General features: G+C 46.1%; 19 protein-coding genes. 9 read left to right on the forward strand and 10 right to left on the reverse strand.

Annotated features, from left to right (window positions below; genetic code table 11):
* Nucleotides 1-8: 8 nt before the first annotated feature.
* Nucleotides 9-1,700, reverse strand: a complete 1,692-nt coding sequence (locus DLD82_RS11690) for an ATP-binding protein (RefSeq protein WP_109941307.1) — start codon at nucleotides 1,698-1,700, stop codon at nucleotides 9-11.
* Between the two features lie 665 nt (nucleotides 1,701-2,365).
* On the opposite strand from DLD82_RS11690, the gene DLD82_RS11695 reads away from it, so the two are divergent.
* Nucleotides 2,366-3,817, forward strand: coding sequence for a response regulator (locus DLD82_RS11695; RefSeq protein WP_109941308.1), 1,452 nt, complete (start codon nucleotides 2,366-2,368; stop codon nucleotides 3,815-3,817).
* Nucleotides 3,818-3,976: 159 nt separating this feature from the next.
* A complete protein-coding gene (locus DLD82_RS11700) occupies nucleotides 3,977-6,040 on the forward strand; it encodes a CHASE4 domain-containing protein (protein ID WP_109941309.1) in 2,064 nt (687 codons plus the stop codon).
* A gap of 37 nt (nucleotides 6,041-6,077) precedes the next feature.
* Here the strand turns inward: DLD82_RS11700 and DLD82_RS11705 are convergent, their stop codons facing one another.
* Genes DLD82_RS11705 through DLD82_RS11715 form a run of 3 tightly spaced genes read right to left on the reverse strand, consistent with a single transcriptional unit; the run spans nucleotide 6,078 to nucleotide 9,827 of the window.
* Nucleotides 6,078-7,070: a type II secretion system F family protein gene (locus DLD82_RS11705; RefSeq protein WP_109941310.1), complete on the reverse strand. Its 993-nt coding sequence runs from the start codon at nucleotides 7,068-7,070 to the stop codon at nucleotides 6,078-6,080.
* A gap of 2 nt (nucleotides 7,071-7,072) precedes the next feature.
* Nucleotides 7,073-8,008, reverse strand: a complete 936-nt coding sequence (locus DLD82_RS11710; RefSeq protein WP_109941311.1) for a type II secretion system F family protein — start codon at nucleotides 8,006-8,008, stop codon at nucleotides 7,073-7,075.
* Entirely contained in the window at nucleotides 7,995-9,827 is a 1,833-nt protein-coding gene (locus DLD82_RS11715; protein ID WP_109941312.1) for a type II/IV secretion system ATPase subunit, read from the reverse strand. The genes DLD82_RS11710 and DLD82_RS11715 overlap by 14 nt, the downstream gene beginning before the upstream one ends.
* Before the next feature lie 254 nt (nucleotides 9,828-10,081).
* On the opposite strand from DLD82_RS11715, the gene DLD82_RS11720 reads away from it, so the two are divergent.
* Nucleotides 10,082-10,705, forward strand: coding sequence for an RAD55 family ATPase (locus DLD82_RS11720; RefSeq protein WP_109941313.1), 624 nt, complete (start codon nucleotides 10,082-10,084; stop codon nucleotides 10,703-10,705).
* A 1-nt stretch (nucleotide 10,706) separates the two neighbouring features.
* On the opposite strand, the gene DLD82_RS11725 is transcribed toward DLD82_RS11720, so the two are convergent.
* Genes DLD82_RS11725 through DLD82_RS11750 form a run of 6 tightly spaced genes read right to left on the reverse strand, consistent with a single transcriptional unit; the run spans nucleotide 10,707 to nucleotide 14,941 of the window.
* Entirely contained in the window at nucleotides 10,707-11,084 is a 378-nt protein-coding gene (locus DLD82_RS11725; protein ID WP_109941314.1) for a hypothetical protein, read from the reverse strand.
* A gap of 5 nt (nucleotides 11,085-11,089) precedes the next feature.
* The gene (locus tag DLD82_RS11730) at nucleotides 11,090-11,626 is read right to left on the reverse strand and encodes an aldolase (RefSeq protein WP_109941315.1); all 537 of its coding nucleotides are present in this window, start codon (nucleotides 11,624-11,626) and stop codon (nucleotides 11,090-11,092) included.
* Between the two features lie 3 nt (nucleotides 11,627-11,629).
* A complete protein-coding gene (gene npdG, locus DLD82_RS11735; protein WP_109941316.1) occupies nucleotides 11,630-12,280 on the reverse strand; it encodes an NADPH-dependent F420 reductase in 651 nt (216 codons plus the stop codon).
* A gap of 2 nt (nucleotides 12,281-12,282) precedes the next feature.
* Nucleotides 12,283-12,555, reverse strand: coding sequence for a thioredoxin family protein (locus DLD82_RS11740; protein ID WP_109941317.1), 273 nt, complete (start codon nucleotides 12,553-12,555; stop codon nucleotides 12,283-12,285).
* 52 nt (nucleotides 12,556-12,607) lie between these two features.
* Entirely contained in the window at nucleotides 12,608-14,062 is a 1,455-nt protein-coding gene (locus DLD82_RS11745) for a preprotein translocase subunit SecD (RefSeq protein WP_109941318.1), read from the reverse strand.
* Entirely contained in the window at nucleotides 14,063-14,941 is an 879-nt protein-coding gene (locus tag DLD82_RS11750; protein WP_109941319.1) for a protein translocase subunit SecF, read from the reverse strand.
* Between DLD82_RS11750 and DLD82_RS11755 the strand changes: the two genes are divergently transcribed.
* Genes DLD82_RS11755 through DLD82_RS11780 form a run of 6 tightly spaced genes read left to right on the forward strand, consistent with a single transcriptional unit; the run spans nucleotide 14,940 to nucleotide 18,608 of the window.
* Nucleotides 14,940-15,362, forward strand: coding sequence for a DUF2551 domain-containing protein (locus DLD82_RS11755; RefSeq protein ID WP_109941320.1), 423 nt, complete (start codon nucleotides 14,940-14,942; stop codon nucleotides 15,360-15,362). The two genes, DLD82_RS11750 and DLD82_RS11755, sit on opposite strands and share 2 nt — an antisense overlap.
* 49 nt (nucleotides 15,363-15,411) lie before the next feature.
* Nucleotides 15,412-15,723 carry a hypothetical protein gene (locus DLD82_RS11760; RefSeq protein ID WP_109941321.1) on the forward strand — a complete coding sequence of 104 codons (312 nt, stop codon included), beginning with the start codon at nucleotides 15,412-15,414 and terminating at the stop codon, nucleotides 15,721-15,723.
* Nucleotides 15,723-16,130 (forward strand): archease, encoded by a 408-nt coding sequence (locus DLD82_RS11765; protein ID WP_109941322.1) that lies wholly within the window; start codon nucleotides 15,723-15,725, stop codon nucleotides 16,128-16,130. Before DLD82_RS11760 ends, DLD82_RS11765 begins: the two co-directional genes overlap by 1 nt.
* An 8-nt stretch (nucleotides 16,131-16,138) precedes the next feature.
* Nucleotides 16,139-17,572, forward strand: a complete 1,434-nt coding sequence (locus tag DLD82_RS11770) for an RtcB family protein (RefSeq protein WP_109941323.1) — start codon at nucleotides 16,139-16,141, stop codon at nucleotides 17,570-17,572.
* Nucleotides 17,573-18,154, forward strand: coding sequence for a hypothetical protein (locus DLD82_RS11775; protein WP_109941324.1), 582 nt, complete (start codon nucleotides 17,573-17,575; stop codon nucleotides 18,152-18,154).
* A gap of 31 nt (nucleotides 18,155-18,185) precedes the next feature.
* Complete coding sequence (locus tag DLD82_RS11780) at nucleotides 18,186-18,608, forward strand: DUF2111 domain-containing protein (RefSeq protein WP_109941325.1); 423 nt, start codon at nucleotides 18,186-18,188, stop codon at nucleotides 18,606-18,608.
* Nucleotide 18,609: the final 1 nt, after the last annotated feature.

Genomic DNA, 18,609 nt, shown 5'->3' on the forward strand with positions numbered 1-18,609 from the left:
AGAAAAACTCATACATCCCTTACCGCAACGCACTTATCCCCTGAAAATACCAGCACCCATTTCTTCAGATTATCAATCGATGAGAGTTCAGGTGACAATGAATACTGCATCAGTTGCCGGATACCATCTTCCATAACCTCTCCGATTCTCTCTTTTGTTGCATCCTTCATCTTCAGATACTTCAGTTCAAAAATTGCATTATAATCCGGTTTCCACGGTTCGCGTGCAAGAAAAACGAGATCAATATATCCGTCAGATACTTCATACTCTGATTTTACCAGATAGAGATTACTCATGGTTGCATAGGTGAAGATTACAATTTTGACATATTTCTCATCAAATCCAATGTAATCACGATTCGAAAAGGCATGAAGCAGTTCCTCGATGAGCAAAACCAGTTTCTCACATCTGCCTTCCCGTGCAACCTGCTCTATTGCAAGTGATACTGATTCGGTATCCACGTGATAATCTGCTCTTCGAGTGATGAGATCAAGGAAAAAATCTGCATATATCCCATGAATAACGTAATTTGGAATCTGAAGGCCGACCCTTCCAGGCATATTATCCCGAATTGTAAGCAGCCCTAGGTAAAAAAGAAGCGACTTAAAATCATCTTCTGAAAATTTCTTCTCCATTGAAAACTGATCAGTAAGCCGTGATGTAACCTGTCCGGATGAGAGAACTTCTTGTAACACGGAGATATTCTGTTCAGGTGATTTTATCTGCATCAGCCGGCCAATCTTTCCATAATCACTTGCAATATTCATATCAAGAAGTTTCTCCGGCGGTTTTTGCCTTGATAAATAACTCTTGAGATAATAGAGGATCATATCGCTGTTAAAGAGGCGTGTTTCAGCATCTTCAGAGAAGAGGTATCCATTATAATAATCCCGCAAGGTCAGTACCAGTTCCGGAGAATAAATATTATGGGGCAGGGTCTCTAAAACTAATTCTTTTACCTCCGGTTCAGTAAAACCCATCATCTCGTTACAGGCAGGAAGGCGGGTAATGTTATCAGCAATGTTAAATCCGGAAGTAAGACTATCAAGAGTGACCGGAGAAACCCCTGTAGCAAATATTCTGCCCACAAAAGATTGTGTTCCAATTTTTAATGCTTCATACCATTTCCGGATAAAACCCTGCCGGCTGATTGTTTCCTGAAAGAGATCAAAGTTGAAACTTAATAGTTCATTTGCAAAATGATCATACTCATCGATGAGTACATAGACTCTCCCTTTCATTTCAGACGGAAGTCCTGAAAAAAAACTGGTTAGCATATCCGCGGAAGACCCTGAGGTATCCAGAGGAATCGTAAGATCATATTGTCTTTTAAATTCAACAAGAGACTGTTCAGTCCTTAATTTCACGCTTGTTATGAGTGAATCTCCGGATGTCGTTGTCAAAGCAGAGAAATTAAAATAAAGAATAAAATATGAGTTATGCTTCGGAGTAGGATTATTACCTATATCAGTATCAGAAAAGAGTCTGGAAAAATTATCTCTTTCATTGATATCGTAATAATACTGTAACAGGGATACAAAGAGACTTTTCCCAAACCTTCTTGGACGCAGGAAAAAAATATAGGGGGCCGGGTTATCTTCAAGGATCCGGATAAACCGGGTTTTATCTACATATATATATCCCTCTTCCATAATAGTCCGGAAATTACTGATACCATAAGGGATTTTTTTCAGAACCATGCGATACAGATGTTATGAATTCGTAAAAGTATATGTTCACCGATTGAAATCCTAACACGTGAAAAGCACAGATATCTGAACATCTTCATTAGAAGCTCTTTTTACGAGTATTTTGAGCATACTATCAATTTGGGACTATAGGGTGGATTTAGTATTAGTAAGATTACCAGAGAGAGATCCCCCATATGGATCTTGCATTATTTTCGGAAATATCCCTGAAATATCCTTTTTATAATAGCCAGGAACTACCCTCGAAAAAACCGGATAAATCGGCCCCTGATTTGAAGAAGAACTAAATTCTACGTTTTAATAAGGCACTTAAAATCTCATGTTTTTTTTAGCCATACCAGACTATGCCTCACTGGAGGATCCGGGCATATAAACCCCTTGAGAGGGCGACTAATTCAGGACGATAAATTTGAGCATTTTAAAATTTACGAGATTTTACCATTATTTAGAGCAATACCATCAAAAGCAGCCGTTTATAATCCGATTATAGTCAGGTACTTTTTCCGTGAATTCTACTAACAGGCAATAGATTATTGGACAACCAATCAATTTCCTCTACAACGTGATACATCACACCGGGTTTATCTGGAAGCATGCGAGTAATTGGACAGTCTAACAATAATATTAATACGAAATAAACATACACTAACCCATTAATGCCCGTTTCAGTCCTTTACGTCGATGATGAACTTCCCCATCTCATGCTTGCCCAGGAGTACCTGGGCGCATCTAATAAAATCTCCATTACCGGAGTTGCATCCGGAAAAGAAGCCATTGATGCCTTACGGACCGGACAGTTTGATGTCATCGTTTCAGACTATCTCATGCAGGATATGGACGGAATTGAACTCCTGAGATATGTGCGGGCAAATTATGAAGGTACCCCCTTTATCCTATTTACCGGAAAAGGAAAGGAAGATATCGTCATATCGGCTCTTAACAATGGCGCAGATTATTATATCAGGAAGGGGAGTGATCCCGTCGTTCAGTTCAGTGAACTGGAGCAGCGAATATTACAGGCACATGAAGGGCATCATGCAAAAAAGGAACTGACCGCACGCGAACAACTCTATCATTCAGTACTTACTGTGCAGACTGAAATTTTTGTCGACCTCCTTCCGGACCTTACCATAATCAGGGCAAATGATGCATACGGAGCACTGTATGCCATGCCGGCAACAGACCTCATCGGGAAAAAAATCTTTCATGATCTCAGCGATGAGGATCGCTCCGGGCTTCTCGAAACCGTCCGGTTATTAAGTCCTGAAAACGCGGTTGCTGATGTTGAAACGCTTGTTACCTACCCGAACGGAAAACAGGCCCAGATACTCTGGCATATCGAGGGAATATTCGGGACAGACGGAAACATTGTCACGGCAAAAGTTACCGGAGAAGACACCAGTCAGGCAGAGGTGGCACGGGAAGTCCTGCAGGAATCAGAATTAAAATACCAGCAGGCGAGCACAGACCTTCCCCAACATATCGGTGATTTTGACGAGAATGTCCCGCTCAATTTCATCATTGAGAATACATCCCCTCTCGGGAGCTGGCAACTGCCGGACCTGTTAAAAGAGATGAAATTCCAAAAGACCTTCGGTATCGCATCAACCACCGGAGCAGAGGGATTCCGTGCATTCCTGGTATTTCTTAAAGGTGAAGCCGAAGGCGGAATTTACATCGACCGGTCAGGAGTTCTCTATGGAGACCGGAGTGTCCTGTTCCTGAAAAACAGTCAGACCTTTACCTTTTACCCGACAGAACCGGAGATAGCAAGCAGGTTTGTCACCGGATGTCGGATATATGATAAGAGCCATCTCAGGGTGCCGGCTTCCAACCCCATTCCGGAGATCTCATCCCGGAGAAAAGGAATCGGAAACATCACCATAGGAATTGAAAAAGAGGGACTTCCTGCTGCAGGTCTTCGGGTAACGGTAAAAAGCGGGGGAAAAATTGTCGGCAATGATGTCACCTCTCTTCAGGGTCAGACTTCTTTTCAGCTCCTGTATGGATCCTATACCGGTGTCATTCACAATGAATCCGGGATCGTTACATCTTTTGATTTCAAATTAGAGGAACCAGAACAGAACCACACCGTCACCTTATCGTAAATGTCCTCAGGGACAAGCCTTTTTCTCTTATCCCACTCGATACACCTATAGTGTACCATGGGCACCAGCTTCTCATTCAGGTGTGAGATGCCTCTTTACACAAAACAGACAGGCCATTACCGGAGACTTTACTGATATCCAGATCCTGTCTCTCCGGATATGGCCGGGCAGGTAATCATGCGACTATACCCAAAGATGATACTCATTATCGGCTGCATGTTCATTGCCATTTTGATTATCCTTCTCATCTCGTTCCAGTATAACATCATGAACTCATTTTCATCCCTGGAGGAACAGCAGATAGAGCGGGAACTATTCAGGGCTGAACACATGATCAGGGAGGATATCAGCAGCCTTGAGCAAATTGCAATTGACTGGGCTGAGTGGGACCTGATGTATGATTTTTCTCTCTCACGTGATCCGAATTTTTTCCCGGATAATTTTGCATCTTCGACGTTTTCTGCACAAAATTTACAATATCTGATAATCCTTGATTCAAAAGGGGATACAATTTTAGCGAAAGGAATTGATTCGAATCGAACATTGCATGACGTACCACCTGAATTCATACAGATGTTACCAATTACAAATCAAACTTTGACTCAGAAGCAGGCGGGTTTGATCCGGTGGCATAATACCCCGTATATGTTTGCGCAAAATCCGGTTCTTCCCATGGACCATAATGATCCACCACGGGGTTCATTAATCCTGATGAGTCCCATCGATCAGGAATGTGTTACTGCCATATCTGATAACCTGCTTCAAAATGTCACGATAAGGATGCTTACTCCGGATGAAAACTTACAAATTTTTTCCGGATCGAAAACCCGGATATCACAAAACACCATTCAGGCCGACACCATTCTCAAAGATGTATACGATGAACCATTCCTGCTTCTCCGGGTCGAGGAAGTAAGAGACCTCTATGAAAGTGGGATTCTGACCAGAGACTACCTCTTCTTCTCTCTCCTGCTTCTGGCGGTGAGTTTCATGGGAGTTGCAATCACTCTCATTAACCTCATAGTCATTGCCCCTCTTGGAGAATTGAACAAAGAACTTGCAAAGGTTGGAGAGACCGGCCTTTTATCCGTCCGCATTAAGACAGACCGAAATGATGAAATCGGAGATCTGGGCCGGTCCATTAACCAGATGCTGGACCATATCGAAAAGGCAGTAGAAGAGCGGCATGCAACCGAACAACGACTTTCACGTCTGATAGCACTTGCTGAAGAAGGAATCTGTCTGGTAAATCCCGACCATCAGATATGGTTTGCCAATCCGAAAATGGCATCCATGTTTGGCATGACCCCCTATGAGATGAACGGGAGAGAGATCATGACCCTTCTGATGGGTGATAAGACTGATTCCAAAGAAGTAGATGAACTCTTCCTGAACCAGCCCGTTCACCGGGAATATCATACAAGGAAAAAAGACGGAACCGAACTCTATGTAGACGTCCTTGCTGCACCATATCCCCTTGAAAAGGAGGAGGATGGTCACCTGTGTGTCATCAGTGACATCACCACATTCAAGGATAATGAAAAAGCACTCCTGCTTTCCAATAAAAAACTCGGCCTCCTCGGAAGTATGACCAGGCACGACATCGTAAACCAGCTCACCACAATCAGGGGAATGCTTGGGCTTGTTCACCGGAAAACAGACGATGAAGTAGTCCTGAACCTGGTAGAATCCGCAGAAGAAGCAGCGGAGCGGATTAATAAGCATATTGAATTTACCAAGGAATACCAGAAGGCAGGGCTTCAGGCACCGGTATGGCAGAATCTGCAGACCTGCTGGAGTCTTGCATATGCAATGACAAAAAAGAAAGGGCTGACATTCTCCTATCAGGGAGGAGCGTATGAGGTATATGCGGACCAGCTTCTCCAGAAAGTGTTCTATAATCTCATTGACAACAGCCTCAAGCATGGAAAAAATGTCTTTTATATCACCATCCGAACAGATATCAGGGAGAAAAAACTGGTTGTCATCTACGAGGATGATGGTGAAGGCATTCAGGACACCATGAAAGAGAGAGTATTTGAGCGGGGAGTAGGATCAGGGACCGGATGGGGGCTTTTCTTTGCACGTGAAGTACTCAGCCTTACAGATATCACAATTTCAGAACAGGGAACCTTTGGTATTGGAGCACGCTTTGAGCTCATTATCCCGGATGGAGGATACCGTCCGGTTCAAAGTAATCCGGATGATGAGAAGGGATTGTAATCCCGGAGGCAGGTTCCTTTTTTCACCTGCCCTTTAGTCATACCATAAACCGGAACGTTCCCCACGCAATGAGGAGCATTAATACAGAATATTTCAGGCCGGCAGTCACCCTTCCTTCTCCCATAACCCCGGCAACAAGACCGGAGAAGAATCCCTGGAACATCCCAGCGTGAGAGAAAACACGGATATAAAGCGCAAGATCAAACCCACCCAGGTTAAACCCGGCCTGACCGGAGGCCCCGGATTCAGCACCCAGGTCTGCCATGGTTTTTAGGAATGATGAGACCAGGATCATGACGACGAATAAAAAGACTGCAAATGATGCAAGAATGATAATTACATAGATGAACATGTTCATCTTCCGGTCAGTCTTCATTATCACATATTCAGAAGAGTCTTTTCCGGCAGCGCGAAGAACTTCGACAATATCTCCACCGGCATTACTTGCCCGCGCCACAAGATCTACACTTCGTGCTACAAGAGGGATAGGGATCTCTTTTCCCAGATGAGTAATTGCATCAATAAAGGAAAAGTTCCATGATATCCGCTGGTCAAGCTGCCGGATATGAGGAGTAAGGGCCCCATATTCAGCCTGTGATACCAGGTGAATCGCGCCCGGGAGGGTCATCCCACTCTCATGCATCCCGGCAAGGTCACGGAAAAAGTTTGGAAGTGCTACCTCAATACTACTGATTCGTCGCCCATCAAGGAGGTCAGTGATAGCCAGAGGGCCTACAATAATTACCGTAGTAAAAACTGCAACATCATCGATGAAGGAATTGGTAAGCAGCGCTTCAGGGCCACCTTCCTGCAGGGCCATGAATAGACCAATAACAAACACCACAAGACCTACAGGAATGGAGACATAGAGGATGTTAAGTGGCTTTTCAAACAATGTCCGGAACGGGTGTTTTACAAACCGGAGAGCGCCTTCCGAGTAATGATAGTAGGTATCTATCCGTGAGTAGATCTCATCGCTTTTCGGATCTTTGGAGGGCTCTTGCTTTTTCTTTTTATTAAACAGTCCCATCTTTACCACTCCGGCGTCATGGAATCAATGAGCACCACGAACATGATGCTTCCAAAGGGGATGATCAGGTAGATGATGATATACAGCATCAGGGGAGTTGACTCACCGGATAAAATTGCCATTATCGACTGGATAAGGATCAGAAACAGGGTGCCGGCAACCAGCGCAGTCACGTAACTTTCCGCGATAAGGGCAAGGGTATCCAGAAACTGCTTTTGTGTCTGCCTGTTTTCACCGGTATATTGTTCAGCCTTGGTCCGGAAAAACTCAGAAATGTTACTTCCCGCTGCAACACTCCCAATGCAGCCCTGGAGAAAATCGCGCATCCGGGGACTTGGTGTGCTCATGGAGACATTCTTGAGGGACTCGATAAGATCATGACCGAAAATATCCACTTCAAGAATGATGTACCTGGCTTCTACCGATGACTCACCATAGATGGTCGAGTTCCCCAGCTGTCTGAATACCTCTGCCGGAGTAATTCCCGCGGTAGACATTGCCGCGAGGTAGTTGATTGCATACGGAAGCGTAGACTCAATATCTCTTCTTCTCCCTCCGGCGATAATCGAAGGATACATGAGATAGATTAGGAAAGTAATGCCGTAGAGCACCACAAAAGATACAATCCCGGCAAGGATAGTCCCACCCACGAGATAATATCCCTGGAACTGATTGATGGTTGCTGCAATATCCACCGGGACATTTCCTCTGAATGATATCAGTCCGGGAACATCAAGCAGGTAAACCAGAAGCGCGATTAGGATTGAACCGATGATGCCAACAAGGACAGAAGTTACCGTGGCGGTCGCTAGATAGGCTTCAAAAGTGATGCCCAACCGTGCTGACCTGATATTTTCGATAAGTTCATAATATTTCTCCCGTTTGGCTGACATCCGGCTCCCAAGCAGGGAGAAACAGAACCGTTCATAAGTATTCATTGCCACCAGACCGGATTTGTTCCATCAGCGTCTCTGAATCCCTGAAATAAGAGACTACTATCTTGCTCACATCACGGAAGTCCCGGATCTTCTTCTCACGCATCCATTCAAGGACCTCCTGCCTTTGCAGCAGATCTCGACGGATTCGCTCCTCATCCCATCCATGCGATTCCATGATCTCTTCAAGGATGAATGACTTTCCAGAGTACGAGATCTCATCGGTAGCCTGACGCCACCTGAACACTTCATTCGTTATCAGTTCGTTTGTCCGGGGATCAATATCCAGAACTTCAATAATCTGCTTGTTTCGCCTGATCCTCTGACCCCCGACACGCGCCTGAACCTGTACACAGACCAGATTTAATGCAGAAAGCATGTTTCTGGGCACAGAGATAGGGGGGTTTTCAAGACGATGAACTGCTGAAGAGACCGAATCTGCGTGCATCGTTGAATAAGTGACGTGACCGGTTGACATGGCCTGAAAAAGAGTAAGTGCTTCTCGACCACGGACTTCACCGACGATCAGATATTCGGGGCGTTGACGAAGCGCAGCTCTTAAGAGTTCATACATGTCAATCTCCCCTTTTCCACTTACATCAAATGATTCACGGGTTACACTCGGAATCCAGTTTGCATGGGGAAGTTTGAGTTCACGGGTGTCCTCGAGGGTAACAATCTTTGCAAGAGGAGGAATAAACAGCGATATTGCATTCAGTGAAGTCGTCTTTCCTGAAGCAGTCCCCCCGGCAAAAATACAGGATTTTGCATTCTCCACAGCAAGCCAGAGGAATGCAATAGAAAGAGGGGAGAAGGTTCCCCATTCGATGAGGTCTGTCGGAGTGATCGGTTCTTCCTTGAATTTACGAATGGTAAAGGTTGAACCATGGGCAGTAACTTCAGTCCCGAGGGTCATCTGGATACGTGACCCATCCTGCATCGTCGCATCAAGCATGGGATCTGCAACAGAGATGTGCTTTCCTGCCCGCTGGGCAAGTTTTGTCACAAAGGAATCAAGATCCACACCGTCAGTATAAGACAGACTTGATTCGATAGACTCATACCTGGAATGATACACAAAAAGAGGCCTTCCAACACCATCACAGGAGATATCTTCAATGTACCTGTCATGCATGATAGGATCTACAAGCCCGTCACCAAGGAAGTCTTTTCGAAGGTGATAGTGAATCTTTTCGTACGTCAGGGGGTCGAGGTTAATGGCATAATCTATCAGAACCTCATTCATCATGGATTCAAGGGTTTCTGCTGCAGTCTCGCGTGATATCTGACGGGTGTTGACATTCACCCGCTCAAAGATCCCTTTTTTTAACTCATCAAGGAGTTTTTTTTCTGCTTCGGTGTAAATTGGTTCTACAACTTCGTAGAGGTATTCATGTGTTGAGTAATTGTACGTGATACGAATATAGGCAAAAGGGGCGTTTACCGGGTATACTTCAATCTCCTCGGTTCCCGGTGGTGGTTCATAGGTGAGGTTCACCATCATCCCATGAACCTTGGGATCATAATGCTCACGTTTTTTCGCAAGCGGTGCAATCTTTCCAAGTGTACTAAAGATTGATCCTTTCTTCGCCTGTTCTTCAGGAACTTCGGACTTATCCTCCTGATTCTTTGTTCCTTTCTTTCCAAGACGGCGAAGCCCGGAGGGTTTTTCTGGAGAATCTTTCTTTTTACCGGATAGCGCGGATATTTTAAGGGATTTTTCCTTTGGAGGGGATTCAGACGGTGACGTATCAGGTGCAGGTGCTTCTTTCTTTATTGATCCCTTCGCAGGTTTTTTTAAACTCCCCACCTTAAGTTTCATAATAATTTAAAATGGTCAGGTAATTACCGGTACTTCTCCCCACATAGTATCCGGTCACCTCCGGCCAAAAGAGACACCCCCTCTTTCTCTTACTACCATAATTACATAAACCGCAATATATAGATAATGGCATAACATTCGAAGAGATCTGTATCAATTCCCTTTGAGTTACATCTCATGCAGCAAAATTTGAATATCTGTCCAGGAGAGACTTTCCGGAGAGAACTGAACTCTGCAGTTGCTTTTTCGTAATCATGTCTGAAGAATCTGATGATAAATCCACCGTGATTTCCCGGACCTATGTCGGAAGGAACCAGACCGGAATTAATGGATTTGATCTGGCACTGGACGGCGGATTTCTTCCAGGGAGTACTGTTCTTCTTATCGGCACAGCTACCTCAGGTATTGATCAGTTTGCCCGTCAGTTCTGGGAGATAATGCCAGAGCATAGGAGTTTTTTCATGCTTGACGGGTATCTTCTTGACGGGATGATCCATGCACGAGGCATGACTACCACGGAGATATTTGCCAATGCAGGAAACGGCGGAATTATCGTTGATTCACTATCCTCTCTCATTATGAGGGAAGGTATCGAACCGGTGCTCGCAGGGGTGGTATCATGCCGGGCCGGAATACAGGCATCCCGGGATAATGCTCTTTTCACCATGTATGAAGGACTTCATGCACCCTATAACGAAATCCTCCTCATTCGTCTTTGTGATGTGGTCATTCACCTGCATGAAGATCAACATGGAAACGAAATCGTCCGGAATCTGAACGTGAAAAAAATGACAGGGATACAGCCGCCATCAAGACTGCTTCCCTTTATTATTACGAGTAAGGGGATTGAGCTTTCTACTACCTCGCGGGTAGTATAACTTACATCCAGTCAAGCAGTCTTCGCAGCCGGCCTGGACCTCTCTGCTCTTCCTCTGTTTTTGGAGTATGACCAAACCGGCTGTTAATATCTGCAAAGTCAACATAATCCGGATTTGATTCAGGAACCTTCTCTTCCGCCAGGATGATACCGGATGAATTCTTCTGTCCTCTGGAGGAAACGGGATATGACTGGAGAGAATCTTCAACAGAAGAAGAATCCAGGCTCTTTGGAGTTCTCACCTGAACACTTTCAGCCGTAAAGGGTAAATCCGGAGCATCTTCAGATTCATCCATCCTGCTTAAAAGAAAATCAATATAATCCTCCACCTGTTCCCGGAGATGGGAGGGAAGTGCAGATACCTTTTCTTCAAGAGTCATGAAAATCACCTGAATGAAGGGATGAGCGACAGGACCCGGCAGGCATGTTCAGCCAGTGATGTAAAGAGATAAGCTTCTTCCAGGGTTTTTCCGGTTGCAAAGGTACCATGACCCCGGGCTATACAAAGCCCGGTCAGGGCCAGACAATCTGCAACATCCTCGGCAAGTTCCCTGGTTCCCGGCTCTCCTACCGCTATCGGAATCGTCGGACAGAACATCTTTCCTTCACTGTCAAGCGGAGTTATCTCATCCAGTACGAGGGATGCCGCAACAGCATAAGGCGGATGAGCATGGACAATTGCCCGGTGACGGGTCTGCTGGTATACTGCCCGGTGAACCCTCCACTCACTGGATGCATCTGAAGGAACATCTCCAAAAAGCGGAACCCGGACAAGGTCGCCCGGGTCATCCAGGTATTGACCAGACCTCGTGATTAGGAAACTCTCCTCGCTGTCACGAAGACTCATGTTCCCAAAGTTGCCACCAACCAGGTGTTCAGCAAAGAGGCGTTTTCCGATCCGGGTAAATTCATCAGCAGACATTATTCACACAAACCGAATACCCACATCTTTCATCCGGTTATACCGTGCAACATTCAGAAGAAGCGGAGTAATGCTCTCAATGATATGTGAACAGGAGAGGGGACCTGCATCGTATGCCTTCAAAAGGGATATCCGATCCACAAGATCCATCACTATTCGTTTTGCCTCTGCATCATCACCACAGACAGGAACTGAATAGGTAAGATCACTGCTGATATCCCGCCATCTGTTTCCGGCTATGTTGTTAAACGCAGTACATATCCGTGTCCCTTCAGGGAGTATCTTCTGAAGATATAACGCTGCAGAGCCTTCCGCTGGTGGAGTATATACAAAACAATCACGCCGCTCCATCGGGTTTATCGGACTGACGACAATTTTCTCATCAAGGCCGGTAAGACCCTGGATGGTTGACTGAACATGTTTAAACGGAATTGCCAGGATGACAAGATCTGAACCATCTACAACATCCTGGTTAGTACCTCCTTCAACCGAACAGTCGAGACCTTCTTCTTTTGCAGAGAAGAGACAGGTATCACAGGTCTCCCGGGCTTTTGAAATATCACGGGAACCGACACATACATCCATGATCCGGGACAAGCGCATTGCCATCCCTTCTCCTATCTCACCAGTCCCGCCTACAATACCTACCCGCACGATTATGCCACCAGTGGACGAAGTACAGACTCCAGGGTATCAGTTTCAGTAACACCCTGGAATTTCTGAATTACAACACCATCCTTTTCAATAATAATTGTCGGGACAACCGAGATATTATAATTCTGGGCTTCGGCCATGTGTTCATCAACATTAATTTTGCGGATTTCTACAAGATCGCCCATCCTCTGTTTCAATTCTTCAAGGATTGGGCCCATCCGTTTGCAGGGTCCACACCATTCAGCATAGAAGTCCATAAGAATCGGTTTTGACATGCTGCACCTTAGCAGAAATGCGTTAAAAAAACAGATAAAAGTATGGTATCGGTTATTTAGAGAGGATTGACATGATAATCCGCCCATATGCAGGACGGGTCACGAGAACTCCCACTAATACACCGAGGATGGTAATCATTGCAAATCCACGAAGGGTGGAAAGATCCATGACTGCCAGCGGAAGCATGGCAATGAGCACGGTCCCTGCAGATGCAATAATGATACCAAGTGCCCGTTTGAGCCGTTTCATGTACAGGTTCGGAGACGGGACTTTCCCTTCATGCAAAATCTCATCCGTAATGATTACCAGCTGGTCGATTCCGGTACCAAGAACTGCAATCAGACCGGCAATGGTTGCAAGGTCGAGCTGCAGGAAAAATACCGTGGAGGCGAGCAGGATAATCACTTCAGATGCATTGATCATGACCATCGGCAGCACAATGCCGGGTTCACGATACCGGATATAAACACTGATACCTACGGCAATCAGGGCAAATATTCCGGCAAGAACACTCCAGAACTTAAACTGATCTCCAAGTTCAGGGGACACAGACCCGGAACCTGCAATGGTCACACCAACCGGAAGTGCACCATTTCGGAGGTGGATTTCAAGGAGCTTGGCCTGTTCACGCCCTTCTTCACCATAACCGGTTGAAGCGAGGAGATTTGTTGTTGCTTTTGCCTGGAGCTCGGCTGCAAGGTCTGGTGAGAGCGGCGCAGAATAAACCACTTTACCATCCAGGATCATGTCCAGGTTATGGCCGTCCGGAGACTTTGTTGCGCCCGAGTTAATGGCTGCCTGACGGAGGTCTTCACCTGCGCTCTGCGTGATTACAAATGAGACTCCCCAGTTGTTGCTGTTTGGCGGGGTTTGTGACGGGTTTGCAACCGACTGAATCGCATCGCCAAAGAGCACGTGTTCGGTTTCGTTGCCGGTTGTGTGAATTCGAATCTCGAACTTACCCTGCTTTCCGACGATCTCCTGCGCTTCACCCATAGAAACGCCAGCCATCTCTATCCGGACATACCGGCTGATTCCATTGAGCGCAGTGATGACATACACCTTGGCATCACGGGTTCCAAGACTGTTAATCTTGTTCTCTAAAATCCGCTTGACATCTTCAGCGGTCGCTTTGGTAACTCCCGGATTATAAGACACGAGTTCTGTGTCTAGTTCAGAGAATACCTGCCGGAGTTCCTCTTCAGAGATACCTTTCCTGATTTCCAGGGTGTTTTCATCTACAAGGGAGACTTCAGCATCCAGTTTTGTTTTGAGATCAGTGACAAACTGCTCAACACTCATGTCAGATTTAAACGTGACAACGGCAGACTGGAACTCAAGCTGAATCCATGAACCTCCGTCAAGGTCAAGACCAAACTGGAGGTTTGTCTCAATGCCGGATGGTCCTGGATGGGGAAAGATAACAATGATTGAGGTAATGAGAAGAACCAGATAAATTGCCACCCGGTAATCCTTGATCATCTCAACAAAGGTGTCTTTATCCATTTACGCACCCCGCTGAGCGGTAGAGAGCCTTCCCTTACCCTCGGTCATATACCACTTGATAATACCGGCGTTGGTAAGCCAGGTGTTCATGACATCAAATAATAACCCGATAAGAAGGACCGCGCCAATCTCCGCAATGATCTGAATCCCACCAATTGAGGCCACGAGCCACATGGCTAAAATTGCGCCGAAGGTGGTTGAAGTCATGATGATACCGGTCTTAAAAGCACCCTGCATCTTTTCATCAAACCTGCCCTTACGCTTTAAAACACGCGATGTCAGCAGGATGTCACTATCGACAGAGTAACCAATAAGCATCAGAAGAGCTGCTGTTGTTCCAAGAGAAAGTTGAATTCCGAAGAGATTCATCGCAGCAGCGGTCATGACCATGTCAGCAAATGCAGATACTACTACCGCTGCTGCAGGGACAAATGTCCTGAATACAACAAACACGACGATAGCCATACCGATAAAGGAGATGAGAATGGCAATAGTCGCCTGGTCCTGCAGAGTTTTTCCAAAAGAAGAACCAATCTGATCTATTTTTGCCCCTTTGTATCGTTCTTCTACTTTCTTCGTAAACTCAATCACGGTACTGTCGTCCATGGGGCCGAACTTCAGATATTTCCCGTTGTTAATTCCTTCATTCACACTGACGAGAGGATATCCTGAAAAATATGCAGTAATATCTTCCGGACTCTCATCAGTTACGATGGTAACGCTGATACCGCCCTCAAATTCTATTCCCGGACTTACCGGAAGACCGGTCTGCATCCACATCATACCAACCGATAGCAGTGATAATAACAGAATCACCGCCGGTATGACACAGAGCTTCACCGGTGAGATGGAGCTGATATCATAGGTGAAAAAATTCATGCGCAGAAGGGTTAGAGTCGTATACTCATTAAACCATCATCTGAAACAGATATCAGGCCACGTGGTGGATAAAAGAAGAAACCTTATGATCCCGGATTTAAAAACGGAAAGTATGACAATGCAATTACGAGAGCAGATAGTAGAACAGCGACTTCGGGCATGGATATCCGGAGATCCAAACGGAGTCAGACGGGCAGCTCTCGCATTATTTCTTCATAGAAAAGACCTCTCCATAGAAGAGATACATGAGTATCTGGTACGATCATATCCGGTTACGTATCACGGTGTGGGCGGAATGATAGGACTGGTATCCTCACGAATCGGAATACTGCAGGGAATCAGGGATGAAAAAAAACGATGCCGGATATACCGGCTCAAAGAGAAAGATGTTCTTTGTGTAAAAAGAATCCTGGCTTCATAATAACCATCTATCCAAACCATTTTTTCCCATCCGGTATCACCTGATTTAGATGTCTGAACTAAAAACCGGCCTGTATGATGAGGCTGGTCTCCACTCGATCTTCATCGATGATGAAGTAGTCGAGTATATTGCAAAACGTGATACAGATTTTCGCATCTCAACCTCCTGTGGTGGTCCGGTCCTTCTCCCAATCTCATACAAACCACCAAAAGCCACCGATCTTGCGCTGAAAGCCGGAGAAAAAACCATTTACATCTCCATGTACCAGGCCAGATATATCGACCATATCCATATGGGCCTCATTCCCTATCATGCCGGAATGAGGGATGAAGCATTCTCCGAGGAATATGCCGGCCTATAATGAGTTTTGAAGAGAGAGACCATACAGCAGACATCCTGATGCACATCAGGTCGCCTTCTCTGTGCGGACTCTTTGCCGATGCCGGACAAGCCCTCATGAAAACCATGTACCGGGGCACTGCAAAACCTGTAGAGGAAGTTACAATCCAGATTACCGGAGAGACAACTGAACACCTGCTCCATGGATTTCTTTCTGAACTTCTCTTTGAGTCTGAAGTTGCAAATCTTGTCTTTTCAGAGTTTACAATAATAATAGGGGAAGGAGAAGTCAGCATTACAGCCCGGGGTGAACCATTTAATCCTGCAACTCATGGAGGGGGAACTGAAGTGAAAGGCATCTCCTGGTACGGGTTGTCAATACTTAAGGAAAATAATGAATATTCCTGTGATATACTATTCGATGTGTGAGGGCTGGTATGATTGAAGGCATTAAAAAAATTGGGGATTATGAATGGGAACTCCCCATTGGGTTTGTAGAAGGAATGCATGTCCCTGGAAGATTCTTTCTTTCAGAGAAACTGACAGGAACACTTGAAGAAGGTGCACTCCATCAGCTAGCAAATGTCGCAACCATGCCGGGAATAATCAGAAACTCACTCGCGATGCCTGACATTCATTGGGGCTATGGGTTTCCAATCGGAGGGGTTGCAGCATTTGAGTATGAATCAGGAGTTATCTCTCCCGGAGGAGTGGGTTTTGATATCAATTGTGGTGTCAGACTCCTTACTACTCCTCTCACCCCCGGAGATCTGATTAAAAAGAAGGAGATTCTGGATGCGTTATATGATGCAGTGCCGGTCGGTGTGGGGGCACGATCATCGCTCCGGTTTTCTGAAAAGCAGCTTGAGACGATGATGACCGAGGGGACGGCATTTGCGGTTGGAGAGGGCTTTGGCAACAAGGACGATATTCTTCACTGTGAGGAGCAGGGAGGAATGAAAGGTGCAGAGCCTGCTTTTGTCTCGAAAAAAGCCAGGTCGCGGGGAGTCCCCCAGTGTGGAACCCTTGGTGCCGGAAATCACTTCCTGGAGATTCAGGTCGCTCAAGAGATCTATGATGAACCGGCAGCAAAGGCATACGGGCTGGAGAAGGGTCAGATATGTATGATGGTCCATTGTGGATCAAGAGGGCTTGGTCACCAGGTCTGCACAGACCATCTCCAGATCCTTGAACAGGCAACCCGGAAATACCACATTAATCTCCCGGATAAACAACTGGCCTGTGCACCTCTGACCTCTCCGGAGGGAAAAGCCTACTATGGAGGAATGGCTGCCGCAGCAAACTACGCCTGGGCAAACCGTCAGATCATCACTCATCAGATCCGCTCGGTCCTGACCAGACTATGCGGAATTGCATACGATGATATCAGGCTCGTGTATGATGTTGCCCACAATGTTGCAAAAATTGAAGAGCATGATGTTGATGGGAAAAGAACCAAAGTCTGTGTACACCGGAAGGGTGCAACCCGGGCTTTCGGTCCGGATTGTCAGGATGTACCACCAGACTACGCACACATCGGTCAGCCGGTCATCATCCCCGGCAGTATGGGTTCATCCTCTTATCTTCTAAAAGGAACTGACGTTGCTATGGACCGGACGTTCGGTTCTACCTGCCATGGTGCAGGAAGGGTGCTCTCACGATCCCAGGCAAAGAAAAAACTCCAGGGGAAGACCATACGGGAAACTCTGGGTAGATCAGGCATCATGATAAAAGCTCCTCATGATGGCGCCATTGCTGAAGAGGCCCCGGACGCATACAAATCATCTTCAGAAGTGGTTTCTGTTGTTCATAATCTGGGAATATCCAGGCTTGTTGCCAGACTTGAACCCCTTGGAGTAATAAAGGGATAAATGGTCACTCAGGTTGCATTCATTTGGGAGGGTCCGTTACTCTTCACAAAGCTGTTTGAAGACTGCGGGCATTCCTGTGAACTCGTAACCCCGCAACTTCTGGCGGCCCCTTTTTTCAGGCGTAAATTACATGGGGTTATCATTCCTGCCGGATTTGCATCTCCCGACCACTGCAGAATACTTACAGCACTTCGTGCGATAAGCCCACGTATTGAGCGGTTTATTAATGAAGGGGGTACATTGTTAGCTTTTGGTGCCGGGTGGAACCATCCGCAGGCATATGACTGGCTGCCGGTTCCGGTAACGTACCAGTACGGATTTGCGCAGGAACTGCTTGGCAGTAATGGTAGACATCCGTATGCACGAATTATTGAGGACGGGGATGAGACAGTCTCGATTGACGGGACGCTGAATGATGTCCCCAACGGAGAAGAGCATGTAATCCTTTCCGCCCCACAGGGGCCGGTACTGGTTCAGGTACCATATGGAAAGGGGCGAATTGTTATTACGAGTCTTCATGAATATCCTTCCCGCCATTTTATCAGGGATTTATACACCGGAGGAGGCGAAGGATTATTGTAATGAGGCACAAGGGAATAATTAAGGGAAGATGATGAATCGTTATGTCTTGTCTGATAAGGCTGCTGCATCAGATTGGATTCCGGTCTGTATGGCATTCCATGAGATGGTGGGAAAACTTCCAATAACTGCCCGTTCAAAAGAAAACAGAGGAATTCGAATAGAAGACGGAGTCGTCGTTGACAATGACTATTCCGGCCCTATCCTGGAAGAAGTTCTGAAAGTCGGAGAGATTAGAAAGGTAACACCATCAAGCGGTCAATACAAGGGAATTCCGGTCATTGTCACCCCGGTCAAGGATGATGATGGAACAACCATCGCTGCTATCGGACTGGTGGACATTACCGGTATTTTTGATCTGGCTACCCTTATGGAGCACCAGTCCACGATTATAAAACAAGTATGTGGAAAAGATCCCTGTCCCCTCCCAACCGAACAGATTCGGGCTAAGCGGTGAT

This window comes from Methanospirillum stamsii, assembly GCF_003173335.1.
GTDB classification, from domain to species: domain Archaea; phylum Halobacteriota; class Methanomicrobia; order Methanomicrobiales; family Methanospirillaceae; genus Methanospirillum; species Methanospirillum stamsii.